Consider the following 23,947-nt stretch of genomic DNA (forward strand, 5'->3'; position numbering starts at 1 on the left):
GGATGCAAGCGATCCGATTACACCTCAAAAATGCTCTTGTGCCACGGGGGCCGTCCACATATGGCTCCCGGCTCTGCGCAGCAACGCCAAGAGCGTTGCAGCGCGTCCGGGATACGGGTCGCAAGCTCGTCATTGCGAGGAGCGAAGCGACGAAGCAATCCAGACTGCCGCCGCAGAGACCGCCTGGATTGCTTCGCTTCGCTCGCAATGACGGCGGAGAGAGCATGCGCCCTCTCTCATCTCGTGCGAACGCTCCCGCTCCCTACCGCCTGCCGCTCGCGGCGGGTGCCGGCTTGGGCGGCTCGGGCGGCGGTGCGGGTTGCGATGAATTGCTGGCGCCGAACAGGACGCGGGTGGGGTTGCGGTCGAAATTGTTCACGGCACGGCTGATGTCGCCGAGGGTGCGGCGGCCGTCGGCCATCAATGCGCCGGAGCGCTTGTCGAAATCTTCGGCCAGCTCGCGGATCGACTTCACCGCCTGGAACAGCTCGCCGCCGTCCTTGCCGCCGGCCAGCGTGTTGAGGCCGAGCATGAGATTGTCGGCCTTGAGCATGACGCCGTCGACCTTGGCCATCACGCCGTCGATCTTCTCGGAATTGCGCGCCAGCGAGTTGGTGAAGGTCTCGAGGTTCTTCAGCGAGTTCTTCACCGACTCCTGATTGTCGGCGACGATCTTGTTGATGTTCTGCAGCGTGGCGCGGATCGCCTCGGTGACGTCCTGCAGCTTGTTGGGGTCGGCGGTCAGCGTGGGGATGCCGTCCTGGTCGAGCGGCGGCGGGGCTGCGGCCTCCTCGCCGCCCTTGAGCGAGATCGCGGCAACGCCGGTCAGGCCCTGGAATTCGAGGCCGACCAGGGTGTCCTTGCGGATCGGAGCGTTGTTCTCGATCATCGCGAGTGCGACAACCCGCCGCGGGTTGTCCAGCTTCACCGAGACCACCTCGCCCACCCGGATACCGTTGAAATTGACGCTGCCGCCGTTGCGCAGGCCCGCCGCGGGCCCCTCGAACACGACGCGCAGCGGGCTGCGCTGCTTGGTGGTGTGCAGCGACTGAAACCACAGCACGAAGCCGATCGCGGCGGCGATCACCGCCAGCGTGAACGAGCCGATCAATATGTAATTCGCCCGCGTTTCCATCAGGTGCTCCGGCTACTCAACCCAGCTCTCAACCCATGACCGCGCGGGCGCGCTTGCCATGGAAATACTGCCTCAGCCAGGGATGCTGCGAGGCCTGCATGTCGGCGATCGACCCTGCCGCAATGATCTTACCGTTCCCTAAAACGGCGATGCGGTCACAGGCGGTGTAAAGGCTGTCGAGATCGTGGGTTACCATGAAAACAGTCAGCCCCAAAGTGCGCTGGAGGGTCCGGACCAGCTCGTCGAAGTCGCCGGCGCCGATCGGGTCGAGGCCCGAGGTCGGCTCGTCCAGAAAGACGAGGTCGGGGTCGAGCGACAGCGCGCGCGCCAGGGCCACGCGCTTGATCATGCCGCCGGAGAGCTCGGACGGGAAACGCTCGGCGACCTCGGGCTTGAGGCCGACCATGGTGAGCTTGGCCATGGTGATCTCGTCCATCAGCCGCTGCGAGACGCGCAAATATTCGCGCATCGGAAACTGGATGTTCTGCCGCACCGTCAGCGACGAGAACAGCGCACCTTGCTGGAACAGGACGCCCCAGCGCCGCTCGACGTTGCGCCGCTGCGACGTGCTCGAGGAATCGAGGTCGACGCCGAACACTTCGATGGAGCCTGCGACCTTCGGCACGAGACCGATGATGGTGCGCGTCAGCACCGACTTGCCGGCGCCGGAGGGACCGACGAAGCCCAGGATCTCGCCGCGCTTGACGTCGAGGTTGAGCCCGTCGAGCACGCGTGTCGCTCCGAACTGCACGGTGATGTCGCGGACGCGGATGATCGGATCCTGTATCTCGCCTGCCATCGTCACATCCCGATCGAGGCGAAGAAGATGGCGAAGATGCCGTCCATGACGATGACGAAGAAGATGCCCTTCACCACCGAGGCCGTGGTGTGCTGCCCCAGCGATTCCGCGCTGCCCTGCACGGCCAGCCCTTCGACGCAGGCGACGATGCCGATCACGGCGGCCATGACGGGCGCCTTGACGATGCCGACGATGAAATGATCGATCGAGATGGCATCGCGCAGGCGCAGCAGGAACGCCTCCGGCTGAACGCCGCCATAGAGCCAGGCCACCAGACCGCCGCCGTACAGCGCGGCCATCGCGCCGAGGAATGCCAGGATCGGCAGCGCCAGCACCAGCGCCATCATGCGCGGCAGCACCAGGACCTCGATCGGATCGAACCCCATGGTGCGCAGCGCGTCGATCTCCTCGCGCATCTTCATCGAGCCGAGCTCGGCGGTGTAGGCGCTGCCGGAGCGGCCCGCGACCATGATCGCGACCAGCAGCACGCCGATCTCGCGCAGCACCAGGACGCCGAGCATGTCGACGACGAAGATGTCGGCGCCGAAACGGCGGAAATGGAAGATACCTTGCTGCGCGATGATGCAGCCGATCAGGAAGGTGATCAGCACGATGATCGGCACCGCGCGCCAGCAGACCTGCTCCATGTGATGCACGGTCGAGGTCAGGCGCAACGAGCGCGGATGAATCAAGACGCGAAACCACGCCGCGAGCACGGCGCCGAGCATGTCGACGAGGCCCGCCACCGTGCCGGCGACGCCGGCCACGGCCCGGCCGATCTGCTCCAGCATGCCGGAGATGGTGATCGGGTTGCTGTCGACCATTGCCGCCGCCCTGACCCGCCGCACCTCGTCCACGAGGCTGGAATAATTGGCGGACAGGCCCGCAATCTGCGCCTCGACGGGTCCCTTGGTCAGGCTGCGGCGCAGCCGCTCGATCAGCCAGGCGCCAAACGTGTCGAGCTTGGCGACCTCGGAGACGTCGATGAAGATGCTTTGCGGAGTGCCTGCGAGCTTCTCGGCCTCAGTCACCATCCGCTCCAGGACCGGCGCAAAGCTCGCCGTCCAGGTCCCGGTGGCGCACAGTGCCAGCGCGTTGCCCCTGGCAATCCGTTCCAGCTTCGGATCGCCACTCATGTCCGCTCCCGTGCCGGGGCGGAGAAAATCAGATGGTTGCGCACGCGCCCTTACCCAGAGAAGGTATCCCCAAGTGGTTAATGTTAGTTGCTAGAGGTAACTAGCAGGTTCAGATTTCGCCAGAGTTCAAAATGACTTCCATGAAATTTGCAGCTTTGGCGACGCGAATCGAGCGCTTCCCGATCGCCGGCAGCTTTACCATCAGCCGGGGCGCCAAAACCGAGGCCGTCACCGTCGTGGCGGAGGTCAGCCGGGACGGCCTGACCGGCCGCGGCGAGTGCGTGCCCTATTCCCGCTATGGCGAGACGCCGGAGGCGACACTGGCCGCGATTGAGGCCATGCAGGAGGCCGTCGCGGGCGGGCTGACGCAAGAGGCCCTCCAGGCCGCCATGCCATCAGGTGCGGCCCGCAACGCCCTGGATTGCGCCCTGATCGACCTCGAGGCCAAGGCGGCCGGTTTGCGCGCCTGGAACCTGCTCGACCGCCCCGCCCCGGGGAAGCGCACCACGGCTTACACGATCTCGTTAGGGACCCCCGAGGCCATGGCCGCGGCGACCGCCAGGGCGGCCCACCGGCCGCTGCTCAAGATCAAGCTCGGCGGCGACGGCGATCCCGAGCGCATCGCGGCCGTGCGCAAGGCCGCTCCCGAAGCCGAGCTGATCGTGGATGCCAACGAGGCCTGGACCGAGGCCAATCTGGAAGCCAATCTCGCCGCCTGCGCCGCGGCCGGCGTCACCCTGGTGGAGCAGCCGCTGCCGGCCGGCAAGGACGAGGCGCTGGCGCGGATCAGGCGCCCGCTCGCGGTCTGCGCCGACGAGAGCGTGCATGACCGCAAGTCGCTGGCGCCCTTGCGCGACCGCTACGACGCCGTGAACATCAAGCTCGACAAGACCGGCGGCCTCACCGAGGCGCTGGCCATGGCCGATGCCGCCCAGGCGCTCGGCTTCGAGATCATGATCGGCTGCATGGTCGCAACCTCGCTGTCGATGGCGCCAGCGATGCTGGTGGCGCCGCAGGCGCGCTTCGTCGATCTCGACGGCCCCCTGCTGCTGGGGCGCGACCGCGACCACGGCCTGCGTTATGACGACAGCCTGGTCTACCCGCCGGACGCTTCGCTCTGGGGCTGAGCGGTGAGGCGATGCCGTGCCGACCAGATCAGGATCGCACCGGCAGCGGCCATCGCGGCCATGACGTAATAGACACCATCACCGATGCGGGCATAGATCGCGCCTGATGCGATCGACGTCGCCGCACCCAGGAGGCCGTTGCATGCGGCGTAGTAGCCCTGCCCGCGCGCGATCTGATGCGACGGCACGCGCTGCACCAGCAGGTTCATGGTGCCGAGGATGGTCATGCCGAAGCTGAAGCCGTGGCCGAGCTGGGCGATCGCGAGCAGCACGAGCGGCGGCTCACTGGCGGTGATGATCCAGCGCAGCACGGCGATCACGCCGCCGATCGCCATCAGCGTGGACGGATGCAGCGAGAAGCGCGGCGACAGCGCGAACACCACGATCTCGGCCATCACGCCCAGCGTCCACAGCACCGCGATGGTGAGCCCGCTGATGCCATGGAGCTGCCAGTCGATGGCCGAGAAGGTGTAGAAGGCGATGTGACTGCTCTGGATCAGCGCGGCCGATGCGATCACCGCCCAGAAGCCGGCATCACGCAGCAGCGGCTTGCGGGTGGGCCGCTCCGGCGTCCTGCGCCTGAGATCGTCGAGCGGCTGGAGCAGCAGGCTGGCGAGAACCGCAACGACAGTCCAGGCCACGATGACCCAGATCAGGTCGCGCGGCGCAATGACGTCGACCAGATAGCCGCAGGCGAGCGAGCCTGCCGCGAACGCCGCCGAGCCCCACAGCCGCAAGGGTCCGTAGTCGAGCCCGTAGCGGGCGACACCGCGCAGCGCATAGGCATCGGTCAGCGGCATCGTCGGCGTCCACATCATGCAGGTCAGCGCATAGATCACGAACAGCGCCAGCGGCTGCTGCTGCAGGCCGACGACCGAAAATCCGATCGCCGTCGCCAGCGCCGACACCATGATGCCGGCGCGAATGGCATGCCGCTTTTCGGCAAAGGCCGTGACCTGCGGCAGCGTGGTGAAACGTGTGATCGCCGGCAGCGCGTTGATGATGCCGATCCAGGCCGCGTCGACGCCGATCGCCTTCAGCCAGACCGGGAAGAATGGCATATGCGTGCCCAGAACCGCAAAGAAGGCCGAATAGAACACGGCGAGGCTCACAGCGAATCGCCGCTTCGTCGCAGCCGCGATGGGGATTTGTGATTCGGACTGCATCAAACCAATTGCGATTCGGTCGATATCGTGGTGATCGTTACAGTAACGCGCACTGATTTGCGCGACGAGATTGTCATGGCCAACGAAGCATTCGCCCTCTCGCCCATGTCTGCCCGCGCCGCGGAGCCGAACGAGCAGGATTACGAAGCGATCCGCGAAGCCTTCATGGAGACCGCGCGCGGCCGCTGGTTCCTCGGCGAATATGCCAAGCGCAACCGCAATGCCGACACAAGCATGGTGCTGGATGCGGTCGCTAGAATCGAGGAAACCCTTGCGGCACAGCGGCAACCGGTCGTCGAGGACCGCCTGCCCGAGGCGCTGGTCGAAATCCGCCGCGCCATCCGCGAGGCCGAGACGATCGCACTCGCCGCGTTCGATCCCGCGGCGATCGAGGCGAGCCTCGCGCCGATCCCGCGCGGGGTGCGCATCATCAAGGAGATCTCCTGGCGCTGGCGCGAGATCGGCGCCGACGGGCGAATCTGCGACCTCATTGATTCGCAGCTGGCCTCGATCGAAGCCGCCTGCGGGCAGATTTCCACCCTCGATCCCCTCGTCGAGCTCAAGGCCGCGTTCGATCTCTTGAAGGATCGGGTCGAGCAGCTCGACGGCGGCGCATCGCCGCAGGCGGCGCCAGTGCCGGAAGCGCCGTCATCGGCCGCAGAAGCCGTCCCCGTCGAGACGGCGCCGGCGGCGATGGCCGGCGAAGCCGTGGCTTTTACGGAGACGCGCGAAGAGATCGCCGCAGCTCCGGAAGCCGAGGCGGCAGCCGTCGAAGCAACGGCCGTTGCTGAAACCGCCGCCATCGCCGAGCAGGCCATGGACGTGGCTGCCGCACTGGAGATCGCGGCCGACAGCCAGATCCCTGCTGAAAGCGCGGTGCTCGAAAACGTCGTGCCTGATGATGCCGAGCTCGAAGCCGTCGCGTTTGAAGAGCCGGCCGCTGAGCTGGAGGCATTGACGGAAGCAAGCGAGGAGTTCTCGCTCGATGCCGCCGCCGAGGCCGAGGACGAAGCCATCCTCGAAGCCATCGCGATGGAGATGGCCGCGCCCGATCCCGATTTCGACGAGATCATCGAGCCGGTCGAGATGGCCGCCGCAACACCGGAGCCGGTGCCCTCGGATGTCGCAGTGCCCATTGCCACCGCGCATCCGCAGCCGGTCGCAGCCGAGCCGGTCGTCGCAGCCATCGCCGAAGAGCCCGCCGCGGATGCGCCGATCGCGCTGGACTCGCTCGCGCGCCTCACCGACGCCATCGCGGAAGCCGCCGCCGAAGTCATGGAGCAGCAGGCGCCGGCCATGGCGGCGGCAGCATCGTTCGCCGCAGCACCGGCCGCAACGCTGCCGATGCCTTCGCCCTTGCCCGCGTCCATGCCCGAAGCCTCGCTCGGCGCCACCATCCTCGCCAGCGGCATCCTGCAAAAACCCCGCGCACCGGCCAACGACCCGCTCGCTCCGATCCGCCGCATGACCCAGGCCGAGAAGATCGCGTTCTTTTCCTAAGGCGCGCACGCTCACGTGTCCCGGACAAGCTGCAACGCCCACGGCGTTGCGGCGCAGAGCCGGGACCCAGGAGCCACAAATTCCACTGAGCATGGGCCCCGGCTCTGCAGCGCACCGCTGAAGAAGCGCTGCGCTGCGTCCGGGGCACAGGAGGAAAGTGGGGCGCACACTCTCTCACAGTCGTCATTGCGAGCGCAGCGAAGCAATCCAGAGTCTTTCCGCGAAGGGATTCTGGATTGCTTCGCCGCGCTCGCAATGACGGGAATCAGTAGCGAGGCGTCACTCTATCGCCGCTGTTTTGCTCGTCGGGCAGCAGGTATATGTACGATCGTCAAGAGTCCCTGTCATCGCAACCATGCCCCTCACTTCAAACACCCTCACCCTCTGGCGCCCCGTTGGTCCAAAAGAGCTGGAGTTGATCCAGCAGTCCGGCATGCGCACGTTTCCGCCGCGCCTGCCTGACCAGCCGATCTTCTATCCGGTGCTGACCGAAGACTACGCCATTAAGATCGCGCGGGACTGGAATGTCCCGGCGAGCGGATCGGGCTTCGTGACCCGTTTCGAAGTCAAACGCAGTTTCATCGAACAATACGAGGTGCAGGAAGCGGGCGGACGCTCACATCTGGAGTACTGGATTCCGGCCGAGGACCTCGATGCGTTCAATGCCGCAATCGTCGGCTTGATCGAGGTCGTCCGCAGCTTTCCCTGACCGTCGCCTCATCACCCGCAATTCCAGATCGGCCCGATCGGCGTGCGCGTCCAGCACGGGCCGAAGCTGCCGCCATTGTAGCGGCCGCCGCCAAAGCCGGGACGGCCGAAATAGTGCCACTCGCCGTCCCAGCGATAATATTGCGGAACCGGATCGATGTACCAATGGCGGCGTTCCGTCCGCGCGAGGCGCCGCATGGCGTCCTTCTGCTTGTAGAGCGGAATGCTGTTGCTGAGCGGCTGCCGATAGCCCGGCAGAAAGCCATAACCCTTCCAGACCGGCTTGGGACGCTTTTGCACGGGCTCGGCGGGCGCGACAGTGGGCAGCAGCGACAGGATGACAGCAACGAAGAGACACAGAAGGCGAGACATGGATCGACGATAGACGCTCGCCTGCCGGAAGACCATTCAAATTCGAGTGCGAGACGTTTCGTCCCACCGAACGATAATAAGGCGACTAGCCGATCTTGTCCCGCACATGGGCTTCGGCGCGGTCCAGCACATGATCGAGCGAACTCTCGGCCGTATCGAGCACCAGGTGGTCGCGATCCCACGGCTCGTAAGTCCGGCTCACGACGTCATCCCAGGTCGGAAGCTCGTGACCGTCAATGTCGGGCAACCGGCTTTCCACGCGCCGCCGGTGTAACACCGGCTCGCTGCAAATCACTTCGATCTCGACGATGCATGCGCCGGTCCGCAAGGCAGTCTGCCGCCATGCGACGCGGCTTGCCGGCACGGGATTGACGCAGTCCGCGATGACGATACGCCCGAGCTTGAGGTTTTCGGCGGCGAGCATGTGGGCAACGGCATAGCCGGCTGCGCCGACGATGAGACCTGCGTCCCGCAATGCCTGCTCGATGGCATCGATACGAAGATACGTCGCCGCCAGCCTAACCGTGAGCTCGCGAGCGATCGTCGTCTTACCGGTACCAGGAAGGCCGCCGAACACGATGAGTGCGGATGGATGCTTCATGATTCTCCTAACCGATCACGCCCTTGCGGATCAGGAAGCAGCCATAGCCCCTGCTGTCGCCAACCTGCACCACGCCAAAGCCTGCCGCCGCCGCGCAATAGAAATCGGGACGCGCGAGCTTGCCGGGCGTGACGGGCCGGCCAGCGGCACGCGCGATCTCCGCCAGCACCGCGCGCTGCACCTCGGGCACGCGGTCGGGATCGTCGACCGGCATCATCACACGCACCGGATCGGGATCGAAATCGTCGAGCGGATACACCGACATGATGGCGCGGACGGCGACCTCCATCGTCATGCCCGGCAATTGGATCAAGCGTTGCGACGAGGTGCTCTGCGCGATGCGGGTGGCCGGGTGATTGGCATCGACGAAAACGAGGTCGTCGCCGTGGCCCATGGAGGCGAGCAGCCAGAGCAGGTCTGGCGTCAGGATCGGATCAATCGATTTCAGCATGTGACGGCGGTTCCTCCCAATCGATCGCTAACCATAACAGGTTCCGAGCGTGATTCAGATCACGCAGGCCGCCATGGTGACAGGGATCACGGACGGCAGGGCTCGAACGCGGCCAAGCTTGCGCGCAACCAATCTCGCATCGAGATGAGTGCCAAAGGAGCACGCCATGTTCCGCCTAAAGCCCTTTTTCATGACAGCGAGCCTGTTGGGAAGCCTGTTCGGCTTCGCCTGCGGGCCCGTTTCCGCGCAGGTCGCCCCGGTGCAGCCTGCCCCCACCGCGCTGCAAGGCCCGGAGCAGCGGGTGGCGCTGGTGATCGGCAATGCGAACTACAAGAACGCGCCGCAGCTTGCGAATCCCGACGATGACGCCCAGTCGATGGCGCAGTTCCTGAACTCCGCCGGGTTCGAAGTGGTCGCAGCGACCGACCTGACCCAGAACGACATGCTCCGCGTCGTTCAGGACTTTTCCGCCAAGGTCGCCTCGCGCGGTCCGAACACGGTGGCAATGGTCTATTACGCCGGTCACGGCGTGCAGCTCGCCGGCGAGAACTATCTCGTTCCGGTCGATGCCAAGGTCTCCAACCCCACCGAGCTCGTCAACAATTCGGTGCGCCTCGTCGACGTGATGTCGACGCTGGAGACGATCCCGAGCCGCATGCGCATCGTCATCCTCGATGCCTGCCGCAACAACCCGTTCCCGGAAGTCAACGACGCCGGCCGCGGCTTGGCAATCGTCGATGCGCCGAACGGTTCGATCGTCGGCTACTCGACCGCGCCGGGCACTGAGGCGCTCGACGGCACCAATGGTCACAGCCCCTACACGCAGGCGTTCCTGAACGTCGCGCGCGAGCCCAACGTGCCGATCGAGCAGCTGTTCAAGCGCGTACGCCTGCAGGTCAACCAGACCACCAGCGGCGCGCAGATCCCGTGGGAGAGCTCGTCGCTGACGAGCGACTTTACGTTCTTCGGCGACACTGCGGTTGCCGCCAACCGCGCGCCGGTGAATACGCCGGTCGTGCAGATGGCCTCGAATTTGCCGAGCCGCTCGACGCGCCAGGCCTATGACTACGTCGTGTCCGAGGGCCGTCCGGAATATTATCAGGAGTTCATCCAGATGTATCCGCACGATCCGCTGTGCGACCACATCCGCTGGCTGCTCAAGAACCTGCTGATCTCGCAGGCCTGGCACAAGACGGTGCTCGCCAATTCCCCGCTTGCCTACAAGAGCTTCTATGACAGCTACGGCAACAGCCCCTATGCGCAGGTCGCGCTGAAGCTGCAGGCGCAGCCGAAGCAGATCCCCCTGATGCAGGCGACCAAGTTCCTGGCGCCGCAGAACATTGCCCCGACGATCAAGATCGGCAATCTCGGCCAACCCAAATACATGCCGCTGCAGCAGGGCAACGGAGTGCAGGTGAACGGCAATCTGCCGGTCGTGCAGAAGCCGGTCGACGGCAACGTCATCGGCAAGCTCGGCAATGGCGGCCAGATCGTCACCTTGCCTGCGGGCAACAACCAGCCGAACCCCCAGAACGGCACGCCGTCGCAGACCCCGAGCAAGATCGTCACCCTGCCCGCACCGACCCACACGACCAATGGCAAGGTCGGCATCGGCAAGATCGTGACCCTGCCTGCGACCAACAATCCGCAGAACGTCGGCAACAATGCCGGCACGACCAACGGCTCTTCTGGCAAGACCGTGAATCCGGGCACGAAGATCGACGTGAAGCCGGTCAACGTTCAGACGCAGAACCAGCCGATCCGCGTCAACAACGGCAACACCGGCATCGTGAAGCCCAACACTATCCCCGTGAACAAGGTGCAGGTGCAGACCAACGTGCAGACCAACCGTCCGCAGCTCAACACGGTGCCGAACCGCATGGTCAGCAGCAACAACAACTTCCGGCAGTCGATGAACCAGGCGCCGAGCATGAATAATGGCGGCAACCGTCGCGGCGGCTTCATGCACTGATTGCGCATGGCGCGCATGAGAAAGGGGCAGAGCGGCGATGCTCTGCCCCCTTCTTCATGTCTGTTCTTGGTCATTCCGGGATGCGCCGGAGGCGCAGGCCCGGAATCCATACTCCCGATCGTGGTTATGGATTCTCAGATGCGCATTGCGCATCATAGCTCTCGCTGCGCGAGCCCCGGAATGACGACTAGGCCACCAGCTCGGCGAACAGATCCGCGTCGACATTGCCGCCGGACAGCACGATCACCACGTTCTTCCCCGTCACGTCCAGGCGTCCGGCGAGCAGCGCGGCCAGACCCACCGCGCCGCCGGGCTCCACCACGAGCTTCAACTCGCGATAGGCGAAGGCGACGGCCGCGCCGACTTCGGCATCGGAAGCCGTGACGCCGCGCGCGAGCAGCTTGCTGTTGATCGCAAACGTCATCTCGCCGGGCATCAGGGCCATCAGCGCATCGCAGATGGTGCGGCCGGCCGGCGGATGCGGCTCGCGATGGCCTGCGCTGAGTGAAATGCCGTGATCGTCGAACGCCTCGGGCTCGGCCACCACGATCTCGGCTTGCGGATAGCGCGCCTTCACGGCCGTGGCGACGCCCGCGATCAGGCCGCCGCCGGAGGCCGGCGCTACCACGATGTCGGGGCTGAGACCGAGCGTTGCCATGTCCTCGGCGATCTCGCGGCCGGCGGTGCCCTGCCCTGCGATCACGAAGGGATCGTCATAGGGTTTGACCAGAGTCGCGCCGCGCTTCTCGGCGATGCCGCGCGAGATCGCCTCGCGGTCGTCCTTGTCGCGGTCGTACAGCACGACTTCGGCGCCGTAGGATTTGGTGCGCTCGCGCTTCGACAGCGGGGCATCCGCCGGCATCACGATGGTCGCCTGCATGTCGAGGATCTTTGCCGCCGCCGCCACGCCCTGCGCGTGGTTGCCGGAGGAGAACGCGACGACCCCGCCGGCGCGCTTGTCCTGTGGGATCGAGAACACCTTGTTGAAGGCGCCGCGGAACTTGAAGGAGCCGGTGCGCTGGAGCATCTCCGGCTTCAGAAACACCTTGGCACCGACGCGCTCGTTGAGCACGGGGAAGGACAACAGCGGGGTGCGGATGGCGTAAGGCGCGATCACGCGCGCCGCGGCGTCGATGTCGGCAGGGCCGACCGGAAGGAGCTGTTCGGTCATGGCGGAATGTTATCGCGGCCGATCAGGCCCGGGCAAGACACCTCCGCGCGATGATTTTCTCCATAGCGTTTTAGGCGAAGTGGCTACCGGTTCGCGTGAAGAAAACGCGTCAAAACAAAGAATCTAGAGCCATTTCGATCCATCGGATCGAGATCGCTCTAGGCCACGAACCGCGGCTGTTCCGTGCCGGCCCGGCCGGGCAACACCGCCCCGACCGCCAAAATGCTGTCGATGAAGACCCGCGCCGAGGCTTCCCAGGTGTAATTGGCGGCAAACGCGACGCAATCCTGCCGGGAGATGTCGAGCGCGGCGAAGCAGGCGCTGCGCAGATCGTGATCGAGCGCGCCGACCGGCGCATCGCCGATCACGTCGCGGGGTCCCTTCACGGGGAAAGCCGCGACCGGCAGACCACTCGCCAGCGCCTCCAGCAGGACAAGGCCGAAGGTGTCGGTCTTGCTCGGGAACACGAACACGTCGGCGGCCGCATAGATATCCGCCAGTTCCTCACCGTGCTTCTCGCCCAGGAAGATCGCATCGGGATAGGCCTCTTCCAGCGCGGCGCGCGCCGGGCCATCGCCGACGACCACCTTGGTGCCGGGCAGGTCGAGCTCCAGGAACGCCTCGAGGTTCTTCTCCACGGCCACCCGGCCGACCGACAGGAACACGGGGGCCGGCAGGCAGAGATCGATGACGCGGGGGTGGAACAGGCCAGTGTCGACGCCGCGCGGCCACAGCACGACATTGTCGAAGCCGCGCTCGGTCAGTTCGCGCGCGAGCGCCGGCGTCGCCGCCATCACGGCGCGGCTGGGGCTATGGAATCGCCGCAGCGCCCGCCAGATCAGCGAGCCAGGGACTGGCACGCGGGCGCGGACATATTCGGGGAAGCGGGTGTGGAAGCTGGTCGTGAACGGCAGCTTGCGCTGGCGGCAATAGCGGCGAACCATCAGGCCGATCGGCCCTTCGGTCGCGATGTGGATGCTGTCGGGCCGCGCCTCCTCGATCAGCCTTGCGAGCCGCGCCGGGCGCGGCATGGCGAGGCGCACGTCGCGATAGCTCGGCATCGCGAAGGTGCGGAACGATTGCGGCGTCAGGAACGAGAATTCGATGCCGAGCCCCTTGGCGGCGTCAGCGAGCTTGGTCAGCGTCCGAACCACACCGTTGACTTGCGGGTGCCAGGCATCGGTCGCGACCAGGATGCGCATCAGGCCGCCCTTGCCGCGACCTGTGGCACCTGCGCGGGCTTCTGCAACTGATCCGCCCAGGTGATGATCTCGAAATGGCCGTCGTCATGCTCGACCAGGGCGGTGCAGCTCTCCACCCAGTCGCCGCAATTCATGTAGCGGATGCCGGCCTCGTCGCGGATCACGGCGTAGTGGATATGGCCGCAGATCACGCCGTCGGCCTCGTGACGCCGTGCCTCGGCGGCGAGCGCCTGCTCGAACGCGCCGATATAGTTGACGGCGTTCTTGACCTTCTGCTTGGCCCATTGCGACAGCGACCAATAGGGCACGCCGAACAGGCGGCGGAAGAAGTTGACGAAGCGATTCATCTGGATCGCGAAGTCGTAGGCCTTGTCGCCGAGATGGGCGAGCCAGCGCGCGTTCTGCACCACGAGGTCGAAGATGTCGCCGTGAATGACGAGATAGCGCTTGCCGTCGACGCCGGTGTGAACCGTGTTCTCGACCACGTCGATGCCGCCGAAATGCGTGCCGTAATAGTTGCGCAGGAACTCGTCGTGATTGCCGGGAATGTAGATGACCTTGGCGCCCTTGCGCGCCTTGCGCAAAAGCTTCTGGACGAGGTCATTATGCGATTGCGGCCAGTGCCAGCTCGATTTCAGCGCCCAGCCGTCGACGATGTCGCCGACGAGATAGATCGTGTCGGCATCATGGTAGCGCAGGAAGTCGAGCAGAAGATCGGCTTGAGAACCGCGGGCTCCGAGATGGACGTCGGAGATGAACAACGTGCGAAAGCGCCGCTCCGGGCTCTCGTCACTCACATCGTAACTTCCCATGCGCCAGCCTGTAACAATGTCCCGTGACAGGGGGATGACCGATTGAACCCTCGAGGCACCTTGAAATACGAATCACGCCTTGCCTCGCCCTCCCCGCGAATATCAGTCGCATGCGACAATCAGGCGACATCGCGCCGCAGGGGGCCCAAAGACGGATTGCCATTGGCAACCCAGGAGGTAGGTGCGCTCCTCCCCCGCGTGCGGGGGAGGGTTGGGGAGAGGGTGCTTCCGTAATGGGACGATCCCCAAGAGGAGAAAGCCCTCACCCGCGCCTTCGGCGCGACCTCTCCCGCGAGCGGGAGAGGTGAACGAGCCCGCCTCAGTAGAACTTGTGGAAATGATGGACCGGGCCGTGGCCGTGGCCGACGCTGAAGCGGTCGGCGGCGGCGATCGCGGCGCTGATCCAGGCCTTGGCGTTGCGCACGGCGGCCTCGAGGTCCTCGCCCTTGGCCAGCCCCGCCGCGATGGCGGAGGACAGCGAGCAGCCGGTGCCATGGGTGTTGCGAGTGGCCACGCGCGGCGCGGCGAGCGCGATCGTGGTCTCGGCAGTGACGAGATAATCGGTGCTCTCGGCGCCCTCCCCGTGCCCGCCCTTGATCAGGACGGCGCGGCAGCCCAGCGCCAGCAGGCGGCGTCCCTGGCTCTCGATCTCGGCCTCGCTCGCCGCCACCGGCTCATCGAGCAGGGCCGCAGCCTCCGGCAGGTTCGGCGTGATCAGGGCAGCCAGCCGCATCAGCCTGGTGCGCAGGGCGTCGACGGCTTCGGCGGCGAGCAGGCAATCACCGGAGGTCGCCACCATGACGGGATCGAGCACGACGTGCCGGGGTGCCCAGCGCGACAGCGCGGCCGCGATGGCGTCGATGCTGGCGGCCTGGGCCACCATGCCGATCTTCACCGCACCGATGTCGAGGTCGGAGAACACCGCGTCGATCTGCTCGGTGACGAACCCGGCCGGCACCGCGTGAATGCCGGTCACGCCGCGCGTGTTCTGCGCCGTCAGCGCCGTGATCACGGAGGCGCCGTAGACGCCGAGCGCGGCAAAGGTCTTCAGGTCCGCCTGGATGCCGGCGCCGCCGCTCGAATCGGAACCGGCGATGGTGAGTGCGACCGGGGTCGTCATCGCGGGGGACATGTGCTTGAGGACGCCGCCATGGCCTGTCCTAGCGCGACCGTGGAACGCCAGCAAGCGCGCCGAGCCGCCGTCAAGCGTGATTCGCGAATCAATTGCGCAGCTAACGAATCAGTCGGACACGGCGCGGTCAAAGGCCCGCAATGATGCGGGCTTGAAAATGCAACGGCGCCGGACCCTTGGTATAGTCGCGTACCTTAGCGTGCTTCGCCGGTTACGCGAGACGTCAGGTGGTGGACCGTCCAGCGACCCGATGTTGCAGGCCGCCCGGCCCGCAAGCCATCTGAAAAGACTCTTGGGGTGGAACGATGTGGGCCTTCTTCGAACGTCTCCTCGACTCGTCCATGCTGTCGCCGCACGGCATCTGCCTGTTGTGGGAGCCTGAGCTGATCTGGCTTCACGTCGTTTCCGACGCCTGCATTGCCGCCGCCTATTTCTCGATCCCGTTCGCCCTCGCCATCCTCGTCACCAAGCGACGCGACCTCAAGTTCGGCTGGGTCTTCTGGGCGTTCGCGATCTTCATCATGGCCTGCGGCCTGACTCACCTGCTGTCGATCTACACGCTCTGGGTTCCGATCTACGGCATCGAGGGCATGGTCAAGGCCGCCACCGCGGTCGCGTCGGTCTTCACCGCCGCCGCACTCTGGCCGTTGCTGCCGAAGATCCTGACGATCCCCTCGCCGTTCGAGCTGCGACAGGTCCAGGCCGCGCTCGAGGAGGAGGAAATCAAGAGCCGCGACGCCGCGCTGCTGCTGCAGCAGGTCCGCGACGCCCAGCGCGCGATGCGCGAGAGCGTGGCGCGCCTCACCGCGATCGTCGAGACCGCCGTCGACGGCGTCATCCTGTTCGATGCGCAGGACCGCATCCTGCTGTTCAATCCGGCCTGCGAGCGCTTGTTCGGCTACCGTGCCGACGAGGTGATGAACCGCAACGTCGGCATGCTGATGCCCGAGGCGGATGCGGCGCGGCATTTCGCGATAGGCGGCGAGGCCATCGGCCTGCGCAAGGACGGCACGACGTTTGCGATGGATCTCTCGGTCGGCCAGGCGCGGCAGGACGGGGAATTGATCTTCGTCGGCATCGTCCACGACCTCACCGCGCGCAAGCTGACCGAGCAGCAGCTCCGGCAGGCGCAGAAGATGGAAACGGTCGGCCAGCTCTCCGGCGGCATCGCGCACGACTTCAACAATCTGCTGACCGTCATCATCGGCAATGCCGAGCACCTGAGCGAGCAGCTCAAGGCGAGGCCGGACCTCAAGCGCTTTGCCGAGGACATCTGCCAATCGGGCGAACAGGGTGCCGAGCTGACGCAGCGCCTGCTCGCCTTCAGCCGCCGCCAATTGCTGCGGCCCCAGACGATCGATTGCCGCGGCCTGCTCGATTCCATGTTCAAGCTGCTCAAGCGCACCTTGCGCGAAGACATCGAGATCAGGACGAGCTCCGGGCCCGGCACGGTCCTGGCCTTTGCCGACCGCGCCCAGCTCGAATCCGCCGTGCTGAATCTCGCGCTCAATGCGCAGGATGCCATGCCATCGGGCGGCCACCTCACGCTGGCCACTGAGCTGGTCACGATCGACGACGATCGCGCCCTTCACCCGGAGGTCGCGCCCGGCAGCTACGCCCTGATCTCGGTCACCGATGACGGCGAAGGCATGACGCCCGAGATCACCGCACGCGCGTTCGAGCCGTTCTTCACCACCAAGGAGGTCGGCAAGGGCTCGGGCCTCGGCCTCAGCATGGTCTATGGCTTTGCCAAGCAATCGGGCGGCCATGTCTCGATCTACAGCGAGGCAGGCCTCGGAACCACGGTCAGGATCTACCTGCCGCGCGCGAACACCGGCGGGTCGCAGGCCGATCTTCCCGACGGCGAGGACAAGGCGCCGCGAGGCTACGAGACGATCCTGATCGTCGAGGACGATCCGTTCGTCCGCTCCTCCGTCATTCGCCGGGTGGAAGCGCTCGGATATCGCGTCGTTGCCGCGGTCAACGGCAAGGATGCCTTGCAGCAGCTGCAGGGCGATCCCGGCATCGACTTGCTGTTCACCGATATCGTGATGCCCGGCGGCATGAGCGGCTGGGACCTCGCCGATCAGGCGCGGCGGTTGCGTCCCGGCCTGCCGGTCCTGTTCACCTCGGGCTACGCGCTGGAGACCCTGGTCGAGCAGGGCCGCGCGCGGGCGCAAGCGATCGTGCTGACCAAGCCCTATCGCAAGGTCGAGCTCGCCCAGCGACTCAGGGATGCATTGGCCGCAGCAGTGGTCCCATCCTAGACTTGCGAATGCGCCGCGGAGGAGCCGCAAGCTGGCTTGCTAAATCCGGCCGGTTTTGGCCTATTAGCCGCCAGATCCGCTTTCGGAGTGCCCGCGATGGTTCCTTTCTTCGTCCAAATCAAATGCAAGCTCGGCCAGTCCTATACGGTGGCCAATGCGCTTGCCGAAGCCGAGATCGCCTCCGAGATCTATTCCACGGCCGGCCAATACGATCTTCTGGTGAAGTTCTACGTCGACAAGGATACCGACATCGGCCATTTCGTGAATGAGAAGGTGCAGGTGCTGCCGGGCATCCAGGACACCCTCACCATCATCACCTTCAAGGCGTTCGGCACCGGCTAGATCATGCGCCGAACAACGGCCGAAGCGCGCCGGCAGCGCTAGCCGCCCTCCTTGCGCTTGGGCGGTGTCGGTCCCCGCACCGGCGGCAGCGACTTCAGATAGGCGGCCATCGCGGCGCGGTCTTCTGCGGTCAGTTGCGCCAGATTCTTGATCACCGGCCGCATCGCACCCGAAGCGCTGTCGCCCTCGGGCATGTCGCCGGTTTCGAGAAAATCCGCGATATCCTTCTCGCTCCAGCTGCCGATGCCCTGCTGCGTGATGTTGGGCACCCAGCCTTCGCCTTCCGGATTGGGCCCGCCGGCAAAGCGCTGGCCGGCGATGATGCCGCCGAGCGCATTGCGCGGGCTGTGGCATTCGGCGCAATGGCCGAAACCGTTCACGAGATAGGCCCCGCGATTCCATTGCGGCGAGCGCGCGGCGTCCGCGACGAACGGCGCGGTGTCCATGAACAGCAGTTTCCAGATGCCGACATTGCGACGGATGTTGAACGGAAACGGCAGCGCGTGGTCGCCCACTTTGCCGGACACCGGCGGCAGCGTCTTCAGATAGGCAAAGAGGTCGCGAACGTCGTCGATACTTGCCAGATGATAGGACGTGTAGGGAAACGCGGGGAAATAGTGCGTGCCCGCGGGCGAGATGCCGCGCACCACGGCGTTGACGAAATCAGCCTCGCTCCAGCGGCCGATCCCGTCGGCCGGATCGGGGGAAATATTGGGGGCGTAGAACGTCCCGAACGGCGAGCCGAGCGCCAGGCCGCCGCCGAGCCGCAGGCGATCGGGCTGATTAGGCACCGCATGACATGACGAGCAGCCGCCGGCGTTGAACAGCTCCTGCCCGTTGCCGAGATCAGGGCTGCGTGTCGCAGCCGGCAGGGCCAGCGCCGCCGGGGCGGTCAACCACCAATAGAGGCCGAACGCCGCAACGGCGGCAATCAGGGCGGCAAGAAGCGTTCGTCGCAACATTCAATCATCCATCGTGAGCGCGCGAAATTTACGGGTCGTGCCGCGCCCGATCCAACCACGAATATTTTAGACGGTCGGGCTGTAATGCGGGAATAAACCGCATGGCGCACTGTTTGAAGAGCAATCAGGCGTCAACAGGGAGAGACCCATGAACAAAGCCTTTTTTGCCACACTGGCACTCGGAGCTGCCGTTGCGTTCGCCGCCCCGGCCAGCGCGGAGAAAATGAAGGCGACGCTGGACGGCAAATCCGAAGTCCCCGCCAACACCAGCAGTGCCACCGGAACGGCCGATCTGGACTACGACGCTGCCAGCAAGAAGCTGTCCTGGACGGTCACTTATTCCGGCCTCTCGGGCCCCGCCACCGCCGCACATTTCCACGGGCCTGCCGAAGCCGGCAAGAACGCCGGCGTCGCGGTGCCGATCCCGAATGCGGCCTCGAGCCCGGTCAAGGGCGAAGCCACGCTCACGGACGCGCAGGCCGCCGATCTGCTCGGCGGCAAGTACTACATCAACATCCATACCGCGGCGAACCCGGGCGGCGAGATCCGCGGTCAGGTGACGAAGTAAAGCGAAAACGCGGGCTTCGTCGCGGAAAGGCCGGACGCAAGGAGGGAGCGTCCGGCCTTTTCGATTCGGGGCGAGGACCTGCCTCGCTCAAGCCGCGTTCAGCGCCTGCGCGAGGTCGGCGATCAGGTCCGACGGGTTCTCGATGCCGATCGAGAGCCGGATCGTGGAATCGAGCACGCCGATTTTCCGGCGGATGTCGGCGGGAACGCCGGAATGGGTCATCGTCGCCGGCAGGCTTGCGAGCGATTCCGTCCCCCCAAGGCTCACCGCCAGCTTGAGAATCTGCAGCGCGTTGAGGAATTTCACCGCCGCCTCCTTGCCGCCGACGATGTCGAACGAGAACGTCGACCCCGCGCCGAGGCATTGCCTCGCGAACACACGCCCCGATGGCGAGGCCTCTTCGTGATGGCCGAGGTAGTGCACCTTGGCGACCTTCGGGTGGTCGCGCAGGAAGTCCGCCACGAGCCGCGCATTCGCATCGGCTTTCTCCATCCGCAGGCTGAGCGTCTCGAGCGAGCGGTTGATCATCCAGCAGGAATGCGGATCGAGCTGGGTGCCGATGGCGCCGCGCAATGCCTTGATGCCCTTCATCATCGCTTTCGATCCGAGCGCGGCACCCGCGATCAGGTCGGAATGGCCACCGACATATTTCGTCAGCGAATACAGCGACACATCCGCGCCGTGCTCGATCGGCCGCTGAAACACCGGCCCGAGCAGCGTGTTGTCGCAAGCGATGATCGGCGTGTGTCCCTGTGCCTTGCCGATGGCATCGGCGATGCGACGGATCATTGCGATGTCGACGAGGCCGTTGGTCGGATTGGCGGGCGTCTCGATCAGGATCATCGACACCCGCCCCTTGCGCATCGCCTCCTCCGAGGCCTGCTCGACCGCCGTCTCGTCGATGCCGTCGGCAAAGCCGACGGCGCCGATCGACAGACGCGCAAGGGTGTTCGTCAGCAGGGTCTCCGTCCCGCCGTAGAGCGGCTGCGAGTGCAGGATGACATCGCCGGGGCGAACGAAGGCCAGGATCGTGGTTGCGATGGCCGCCATGCCGGAGGAGAACAGCGCGCAACTCTCCGTTCGCTCGTAGATCGCGAGCCTGTCCTCGACGATCTCGCTGTTGGGATGATTGAAGCGCGAATAGACCAGGCCCGCGCCCATGCCTTCCGGCGGCTCGCGCCGGCCGGCGACGTAGTCGAAGAAGTCCTGGCCGTCCTCCGCGGTCTTGAACACGAAGGTGGAGGTCAGGAACACCGGCGGCTTGATCGCGCCCTCCGACAATTGCGGATCATAGCCATAGGTCAGCATCAAGGTTTCCGGATGCAGCATATGATTGCCGATATGGGTCTTCGACGGGAACGGTTTTACCATGGCCTGTCTCGCTGTTGATTCAGGTGCTCGCCGCGCGCTGGAACTCCCTGACGTCCTGAGGGTGTCGGGAGAAGGATGCGTCGACTCGCGTCAGCGCACGGCCGTTTGGCGCAAAGATAGCCGCTCTCGCGGCAATCCGTCAGGCCTTGCGGACAGAATTACTGCGTCGCTGCGGCTCACGGCCACGCAAGAAAGGGCGGCTGCCTTCGCAACCGCCCCCTTCACTGCTTCCTCGTCGCCCCGTTATTTCAACTTCACGCGATAGGTTTCGTGACAATCATTGCAGCGGTCGTTGATCGCGGTGTAGGCCGCCTTCAGGCTCGCGACATTGGTGATCTTGCCTTTGGCGTCGCCGATCGCCTTCTGCACCGGCGGGATCTTGGAATCGAAATCGGCCTTGTTCTGCCAGACCTTCGGCGAGGCACCATAGGTCGCGTCGACGACATCCTGCTTGGGATTGATCTCGAAGGTTTTGGCGATCTTGGCAACATCGGCCTCGATGGCAGCGATGGCCTGATCGGCAGCTTTCTTGTCGAAGGGAATATCGCCCTTGCTCATCTTCTGCAGGACGCCATACTGATTCTTGGCGATCGCTCGCATCAGATTGTCCTGCTGGACGGCAATCTCCTGTTGCGCCATGACGGCGCCCGCGCCCAGCACGAGGACGCCCGCGACAATCATCGTCCGTTTCATTGGTTCGTTTCTCCGGCTCTCGAGACGTTCAGGGAATGAGACGTCACCGGCTTCCCGTGAAGCCGGGACCCATCATGGATAGAACCCCGCGCGGCGCGTTTATTCCCGTGCGCGCGGAGAGCGGCTTCACAGGCTGTGGCGGCGGTGGTGCTCGTTGATGGCGATCCACACCCGCTCGGGCGTTGCCGGCATGTCGATGTGGTCGATCTTGTATTCGCGCCAGAGCGCGTCGACGATGGCGTTGACGACGGCCGGACAGGAGCCGATCGCGCCGGCCTCGCCGGCCCCCTTCACGCCCATGGGATTGGTCTTGCAGGGGACGTTGTGGGTCTCGAACACGAAGGCCGGGCCGTCCGCCGCGCGCGGCAGCGCATAGTCCATGAAGGTCGCGGTGATGAGCTGGCCATCGCTCGGTCCATACACCACCTGCTCCATCAAGGCCTGGCCGATGCCCTGCATGGCGCCGCCGTGCACCTGGCCGGCCAGGAGCAGCGGATTGAGCGTCTTGCCGAAATCGTCGACGATCACGTAGTTGACGATTTTGATGATGCCGGTGGCCGGATCGATCTCGACCTCCGCGACATGGGTGCCGTTGGGATAGGTGCCGTCGGCGCTGGCGAAGGTTGCGCTGCCGTTCAGCTTCGACGGATCGACGCCGGGCCGCTTGGCGAGATCGACAAACGAGATCGCACGATCGGTGCCGGCGATGCGGATGATGCCATCGGTGATCTCTAAGTCGCCGGCGCTGGCTTCGAGCGCCTGCGCCGCGATCTCCTTCAGCTTTTGCCCGAGCTCGCGCGTGGCACGTTCGACACTGACGCCGCCCGAGGGGATCGAGGCCGAGCCGCCAGTGCCGAGGCCGGTCGCGATCTCGTCGGTATCGCCCTGGCGAACATGCACGCGCTCGGGCGCGACGCCGAACTGCTCGGCGACGATCTGCGCATAGGCGGTCTGATGGCCCTGCCCGCTCGATTGCGTGCCGATCAGCACGGTGACGTCGCCATTGGCATCGAGGCGGACGTTGGCCGTCTCTTCACCCATCACGCCGCAGATCTCGACATAGCTCGCAAGGCCGATGCCGCGGATCAGGCCGCCCTTCTTGGCGAGCTTGGCGCGCTTGGGAAATTCCTTCCATTCCGCGATCTCCATCGCGCGCTTCAGATGCGCGGCGAAGTCGCCGGAATCGTAGACCTTGCCGGTCGCGGTCTTGTAGGGCAGCGCCTTCGGCGGGATGAAATTCTTGCGGCGGATGGCATCCGGCGTCATGTCGAGCTTTCGCGCGCAGGCATCGACCAGCCGCTCGATGACATAGGCCGCTTCGGGGCGGCCCGCGCCGCGATAGGCATCGACAGGCACGCTGTGGGTGAAGATGGTGCGCACCCGGCAATGGAAGGCCTGGATGTCGTAGAGGCCCGGCAGCATGCCCGCGCCGCCATGCGGGATGTAGGGCCCGAAGGTCGACAGATAGGCGCCCATGTCGCCCATGAGGTCGCAATCCATGGCGAGGAACTTGCCGTCTTCAGCCAGCGCCATCTTGGCGGTGGTGACGTTGTCGCGGCCCTGCGCATCGCCCATGAAATGCTCGGAACGGTCGGCCGCCCACTTCACCGCCTTCTTCAGTTTTCGCGCGGCGACGGCCATCAAGGCGTATTCCCGATACGGGAACAGCTTTGTGCCGAACCCGCCGCCGACGTCGGGACAGATCACCCGCATCTTGTCGGTGGGAATGTTGAGCACGTTCTGGCAGAGGATGTCGCGCAGGCGGTGGCTGCCCTGGCTGCCGACCGTCAGCGTCAGATGGTCGCGCTTGGAATCATATTCGCACACCGCCGCGCGCGTCTCCAGGAAGCTTGCGACCACACGCGGATTGACGATGGAGATCTCGGCGACGGCATGCGCCTTCGCAAAGGCGGCCTCGGTCGCGGCCTTGTCGCCGATCGACACGTCGAACAGCACGTTGCCGGGCTTGTCGGGCCAGACCTGCGGTGCGCCCTTCTTCACGGCGTTGACGACGCCGGTTACGGCGGGCAGCGGCGACCATTTGACCTCGATCGCCTCGATCGCGTCGCGGGCCTGGTCGATGGTCTCCGCGACCACGAAGGCGATGGCATCGCCGACATGGCGCACTTCGTCGCTGGCGAGGATCGGGTAAGGCGGGCCGGTGAACGGATCGGTCTCGAGATTGAACAGGCAGGGCAGATTGCCGAGATCCTTGACGTCGTCCGCCGTCAGGATCAGCGCAACGCCCGGCAGGCCGCGAGCCCGGCTCGCATCGATGGTGTATTTGGCATGCGCATGCGGCGAGCGCAGCACCAGGCAGCGCAGCGCGGCCTGCGGCGCGTAATCGTCGGTATAGCGGCCCTTGCCGCGGATGAGCGCGTCATCTTCCTTGCGCAGCACGCTTTGGCCAACGCCGAACTTGATGGGAGCCGCCATTGTCTATCCCGTTCTCATGGTTGT

22 protein-coding genes are annotated in these 23,947 nt (G+C 65.4%); 7 read left to right on the forward strand and 15 right to left on the reverse strand.

All coding sequences use genetic code 11. From position 1 onward, the window contains the following. Window positions 1–262: 262 nt before the first annotated feature. Genes XI05_RS20795 through XI05_RS20805 form a run of 3 tightly spaced genes read right to left on the reverse strand, consistent with a single transcriptional unit; the run spans window position 263 to window position 3,070 of the window. Window positions 263–1,135 (reverse strand): MlaD family protein, encoded by an 873-nt coding sequence (locus XI05_RS20795; RefSeq protein ID WP_271505215.1) that lies wholly within the window; start codon window positions 1,133–1,135, stop codon window positions 263–265. 28 nt (window positions 1,136–1,163) lie between these two features. Then, window positions 1,164–1,934: an ABC transporter ATP-binding protein gene (locus tag XI05_RS20800; RefSeq protein ID WP_172785270.1), complete on the reverse strand. Its 771-nt coding sequence runs from the start codon at window positions 1,932–1,934 to the stop codon at window positions 1,164–1,166. A gap of 2 nt (window positions 1,935–1,936) precedes the next feature. Beyond that, the gene (locus XI05_RS20805; protein ID WP_271505217.1) at window positions 1,937–3,070 is read right to left on the reverse strand and encodes an MlaE family ABC transporter permease; all 1,134 of its coding nucleotides are present in this window, start codon (window positions 3,068–3,070) and stop codon (window positions 1,937–1,939) included. A gap of 131 nt (window positions 3,071–3,201) precedes the next feature. On the opposite strand from XI05_RS20805, the gene dgcA reads away from it, so the two are divergent. Next, window positions 3,202–4,197, forward strand: coding sequence for an N-acetyl-D-Glu racemase DgcA (dgcA, locus tag XI05_RS20810; RefSeq protein ID WP_271505219.1), 996 nt, complete (start codon window positions 3,202–3,204; stop codon window positions 4,195–4,197). Here the strand turns inward: dgcA and XI05_RS20815 are convergent. Further along, on the reverse strand, window positions 4,167–5,363 hold the full coding sequence (locus XI05_RS20815; RefSeq protein WP_271505221.1) for an MFS transporter: 1,197 nt from the start codon (window positions 5,361–5,363) through the stop codon (window positions 4,167–4,169). The genes dgcA and XI05_RS20815 overlap by 31 nt on opposite strands. Before the next feature lie 75 nt (window positions 5,364–5,438). On the opposite strand from XI05_RS20815, the gene XI05_RS20820 reads away from it, so the two are divergent. Further along, the gene (locus tag XI05_RS20820) at window positions 5,439–6,863 is read left to right on the forward strand and encodes a hypothetical protein (RefSeq protein WP_271505223.1); all 1,425 of its coding nucleotides are present in this window, start codon (window positions 5,439–5,441) and stop codon (window positions 6,861–6,863) included. A gap of 355 nt (window positions 6,864–7,218) precedes the next feature. Next, a complete protein-coding gene (locus XI05_RS20825) occupies window positions 7,219–7,572 on the forward strand; it encodes an ADP-ribosylation/crystallin J1 (RefSeq protein WP_271505225.1) in 354 nt (117 codons plus the stop codon). 11 nt (window positions 7,573–7,583) lie between these two features. Here the strand turns inward: XI05_RS20825 and XI05_RS20830 are convergent, their stop codons facing one another. The 3 genes from XI05_RS20830 to XI05_RS20840 form a co-directional block, all read right to left on the reverse strand. Further along, on the reverse strand, window positions 7,584–7,943 hold the full coding sequence (locus XI05_RS20830) for a hypothetical protein (RefSeq protein WP_271505227.1): 360 nt from the start codon (window positions 7,941–7,943) through the stop codon (window positions 7,584–7,586). Window positions 7,944–8,028: 85 nt separating this feature from the next. Then, window positions 8,029–8,544 (reverse strand): AAA family ATPase, encoded by a 516-nt coding sequence (locus XI05_RS20835; RefSeq protein ID WP_271505229.1) that lies wholly within the window; start codon window positions 8,542–8,544, stop codon window positions 8,029–8,031. A 7-nt stretch (window positions 8,545–8,551) separates the two neighbouring features. After that, window positions 8,552–8,995: an RbsD/FucU family protein gene (locus XI05_RS20840; RefSeq protein WP_271505231.1), complete on the reverse strand. Its 444-nt coding sequence runs from the start codon at window positions 8,993–8,995 to the stop codon at window positions 8,552–8,554. 166 nt (window positions 8,996–9,161) lie between these two features. Here XI05_RS20840 and XI05_RS20845 point away from each other — a divergent pair, with 166 nt between their 5' ends. Beyond that, on the forward strand, window positions 9,162–10,967 hold the full coding sequence (locus XI05_RS20845) for a caspase family protein (protein WP_271505233.1): 1,806 nt from the start codon (window positions 9,162–9,164) through the stop codon (window positions 10,965–10,967). 187 nt (window positions 10,968–11,154) lie between these two features. Here the strand turns inward: XI05_RS20845 and XI05_RS20850 are convergent, their stop codons facing one another. The 4 genes from XI05_RS20850 to thiD form a co-directional block, all read right to left on the reverse strand. After that, window positions 11,155–12,138 (reverse strand): threonine/serine dehydratase, encoded by a 984-nt coding sequence (locus XI05_RS20850; RefSeq protein WP_212260243.1) that lies wholly within the window; start codon window positions 12,136–12,138, stop codon window positions 11,155–11,157. A gap of 158 nt (window positions 12,139–12,296) precedes the next feature. Next, window positions 12,297–13,340 carry a glycosyltransferase family 4 protein gene (locus tag XI05_RS20855; protein ID WP_271505235.1) on the reverse strand — a complete coding sequence of 348 codons (1,044 nt, stop codon included), beginning with the start codon at window positions 13,338–13,340 and terminating at the stop codon, window positions 12,297–12,299. Beyond that, window positions 13,340–14,152: a UDP-2,3-diacylglucosamine diphosphatase gene (locus tag XI05_RS20860; protein ID WP_172785281.1), complete on the reverse strand. Its 813-nt coding sequence runs from the start codon at window positions 14,150–14,152 to the stop codon at window positions 13,340–13,342. The genes XI05_RS20855 and XI05_RS20860 overlap by 1 nt, the downstream gene beginning before the upstream one ends. Window positions 14,153–14,471: 319 nt before the next feature. Next, the gene (gene thiD, locus XI05_RS20865; RefSeq protein WP_271505237.1) at window positions 14,472–15,272 is read right to left on the reverse strand and encodes a bifunctional hydroxymethylpyrimidine kinase/phosphomethylpyrimidine kinase; all 801 of its coding nucleotides are present in this window, start codon (window positions 15,270–15,272) and stop codon (window positions 14,472–14,474) included. A gap of 317 nt (window positions 15,273–15,589) precedes the next feature. Between thiD and XI05_RS20870 the strand changes: the two genes are divergently transcribed. After that, entirely contained in the window at window positions 15,590–17,551 is a 1,962-nt protein-coding gene (locus XI05_RS20870) for a PAS domain S-box protein (protein ID WP_271505239.1), read from the forward strand. 96 nt (window positions 17,552–17,647) lie between these two features. Beyond that, window positions 17,648–17,893, forward strand: a complete 246-nt coding sequence (locus XI05_RS20875) for an Lrp/AsnC ligand binding domain-containing protein (protein WP_018642903.1) — start codon at window positions 17,648–17,650, stop codon at window positions 17,891–17,893. 38 nt (window positions 17,894–17,931) lie between these two features. On the opposite strand, the gene XI05_RS20880 is transcribed toward XI05_RS20875, so the two are convergent. Beyond that, window positions 17,932–18,855 carry a c-type cytochrome gene (locus XI05_RS20880; protein ID WP_271505241.1) on the reverse strand — a complete coding sequence of 308 codons (924 nt, stop codon included), beginning with the start codon at window positions 18,853–18,855 and terminating at the stop codon, window positions 17,932–17,934. A gap of 148 nt (window positions 18,856–19,003) precedes the next feature. Here XI05_RS20880 and XI05_RS20885 point away from each other — a divergent pair, with 148 nt between their 5' ends. Next, entirely contained in the window at window positions 19,004–19,423 is a 420-nt protein-coding gene (locus XI05_RS20885; protein WP_271505243.1) for a CHRD domain-containing protein, read from the forward strand. Window positions 19,424–19,510: 87 nt separating this feature from the next. Here XI05_RS20885 and XI05_RS20890 read toward each other — a convergent pair whose 3' ends face one another. The 3 genes from XI05_RS20890 to XI05_RS20900 form a co-directional block, all read right to left on the reverse strand. Beyond that, window positions 19,511–20,794 carry a cystathionine gamma-synthase family protein gene (locus tag XI05_RS20890; protein ID WP_271505244.1) on the reverse strand — a complete coding sequence of 428 codons (1,284 nt, stop codon included), beginning with the start codon at window positions 20,792–20,794 and terminating at the stop codon, window positions 19,511–19,513. Between the two features lie 243 nt (window positions 20,795–21,037). Then, window positions 21,038–21,487 (reverse strand): cytochrome c, encoded by a 450-nt coding sequence (locus tag XI05_RS20895; RefSeq protein ID WP_271505245.1) that lies wholly within the window; start codon window positions 21,485–21,487, stop codon window positions 21,038–21,040. Between the two features lie 126 nt (window positions 21,488–21,613). Further along, entirely contained in the window at window positions 21,614–23,923 is a 2,310-nt protein-coding gene (locus XI05_RS20900; RefSeq protein WP_271505246.1) for a xanthine dehydrogenase family protein molybdopterin-binding subunit, read from the reverse strand. Window positions 23,924–23,947 lie beyond the last annotated feature (24 nt).

It is taken from the genome of Bradyrhizobium sp. CCBAU 11357 (assembly GCF_028128865.1).
Taxonomy (GTDB): Bacteria; Pseudomonadota; Alphaproteobacteria; order Rhizobiales; family Xanthobacteraceae; genus Bradyrhizobium.

Bases quoted from the DNA above. Each gene is read 5' to 3' on its own strand.
- XI05_RS20805 (WP_271505217.1), bottom strand. From the start codon at position 3,070: ATGAGTGGCGATCCGAAGCTGGAACGGATTGCCAGGGGCAACGCGCTG.
- XI05_RS20815 (WP_271505221.1), bottom strand. From the start codon at position 5,363: ATGCAGTCCGAATCACAAATCCCCATCGCGGCTGCGACGAAGCGGCGA.
- XI05_RS20845 (WP_271505233.1), top strand. From the start codon at position 9,162: ATGTTCCGCCTAAAGCCCTTTTTCATGACAGCGAGCCTGTTGGGAAGC.
- XI05_RS20870 (WP_271505239.1), top strand. From the start codon at position 15,590: ATGTGGGCCTTCTTCGAACGTCTCCTCGACTCGTCCATGCTGTCGCCG.
- XI05_RS20840 (WP_271505231.1), bottom strand. From the start codon at position 8,995: ATGCTGAAATCGATTGATCCGATCCTGACGCCAGACCTGCTCTGGCTG.
- XI05_RS20885 (WP_271505243.1), top strand. From the start codon at position 19,004: ATGAACAAAGCCTTTTTTGCCACACTGGCACTCGGAGCTGCCGTTGCG.
- XI05_RS20795 (WP_271505215.1), bottom strand. From the start codon at position 1,135: ATGGAAACGCGGGCGAATTACATATTGATCGGCTCGTTCACGCTGGCG.
- XI05_RS20800 (WP_172785270.1), bottom strand. From the start codon at position 1,934: ATGGCAGGCGAGATACAGGATCCGATCATCCGCGTCCGCGACATCACC.
- XI05_RS20835 (WP_271505229.1), bottom strand. From the start codon at position 8,544: ATGAAGCATCCATCCGCACTCATCGTGTTCGGCGGCCTTCCTGGTACC.
- XI05_RS20900 (WP_271505246.1), bottom strand. From the start codon at position 23,923: ATGGCGGCTCCCATCAAGTTCGGCGTTGGCCAAAGCGTGCTGCGCAAG.
- XI05_RS20875 (WP_018642903.1), top strand. From the start codon at position 17,648: ATGGTTCCTTTCTTCGTCCAAATCAAATGCAAGCTCGGCCAGTCCTAT.
- XI05_RS20880 (WP_271505241.1), bottom strand. From the start codon at position 18,855: ATGTTGCGACGAACGCTTCTTGCCGCCCTGATTGCCGCCGTTGCGGCG.
- XI05_RS20890 (WP_271505244.1), bottom strand. From the start codon at position 20,794: ATGGTAAAACCGTTCCCGTCGAAGACCCATATCGGCAATCATATGCTG.
- dgcA (WP_271505219.1), top strand. From the start codon at position 3,202: ATGACTTCCATGAAATTTGCAGCTTTGGCGACGCGAATCGAGCGCTTC.
- XI05_RS20825 (WP_271505225.1), top strand. From the start codon at position 7,219: ATGCCCCTCACTTCAAACACCCTCACCCTCTGGCGCCCCGTTGGTCCA.
- XI05_RS20860 (WP_172785281.1), bottom strand. From the start codon at position 14,152: ATGGGAAGTTACGATGTGAGTGACGAGAGCCCGGAGCGGCGCTTTCGC.
- XI05_RS20830 (WP_271505227.1), bottom strand. From the start codon at position 7,943: ATGTCTCGCCTTCTGTGTCTCTTCGTTGCTGTCATCCTGTCGCTGCTG.
- XI05_RS20895 (WP_271505245.1), bottom strand. From the start codon at position 21,487: ATGAAACGGACGATGATTGTCGCGGGCGTCCTCGTGCTGGGCGCGGGC.
- thiD (WP_271505237.1), bottom strand. From the start codon at position 15,272: ATGACGACCCCGGTCGCACTCACCATCGCCGGTTCCGATTCGAGCGGC.
- XI05_RS20855 (WP_271505235.1), bottom strand. From the start codon at position 13,340: ATGCGCATCCTGGTCGCGACCGATGCCTGGCACCCGCAAGTCAACGGT.
- XI05_RS20820 (WP_271505223.1), top strand. From the start codon at position 5,439: ATGGCCAACGAAGCATTCGCCCTCTCGCCCATGTCTGCCCGCGCCGCG.
- XI05_RS20850 (WP_212260243.1), bottom strand. From the start codon at position 12,138: ATGACCGAACAGCTCCTTCCGGTCGGCCCTGCCGACATCGACGCCGCG.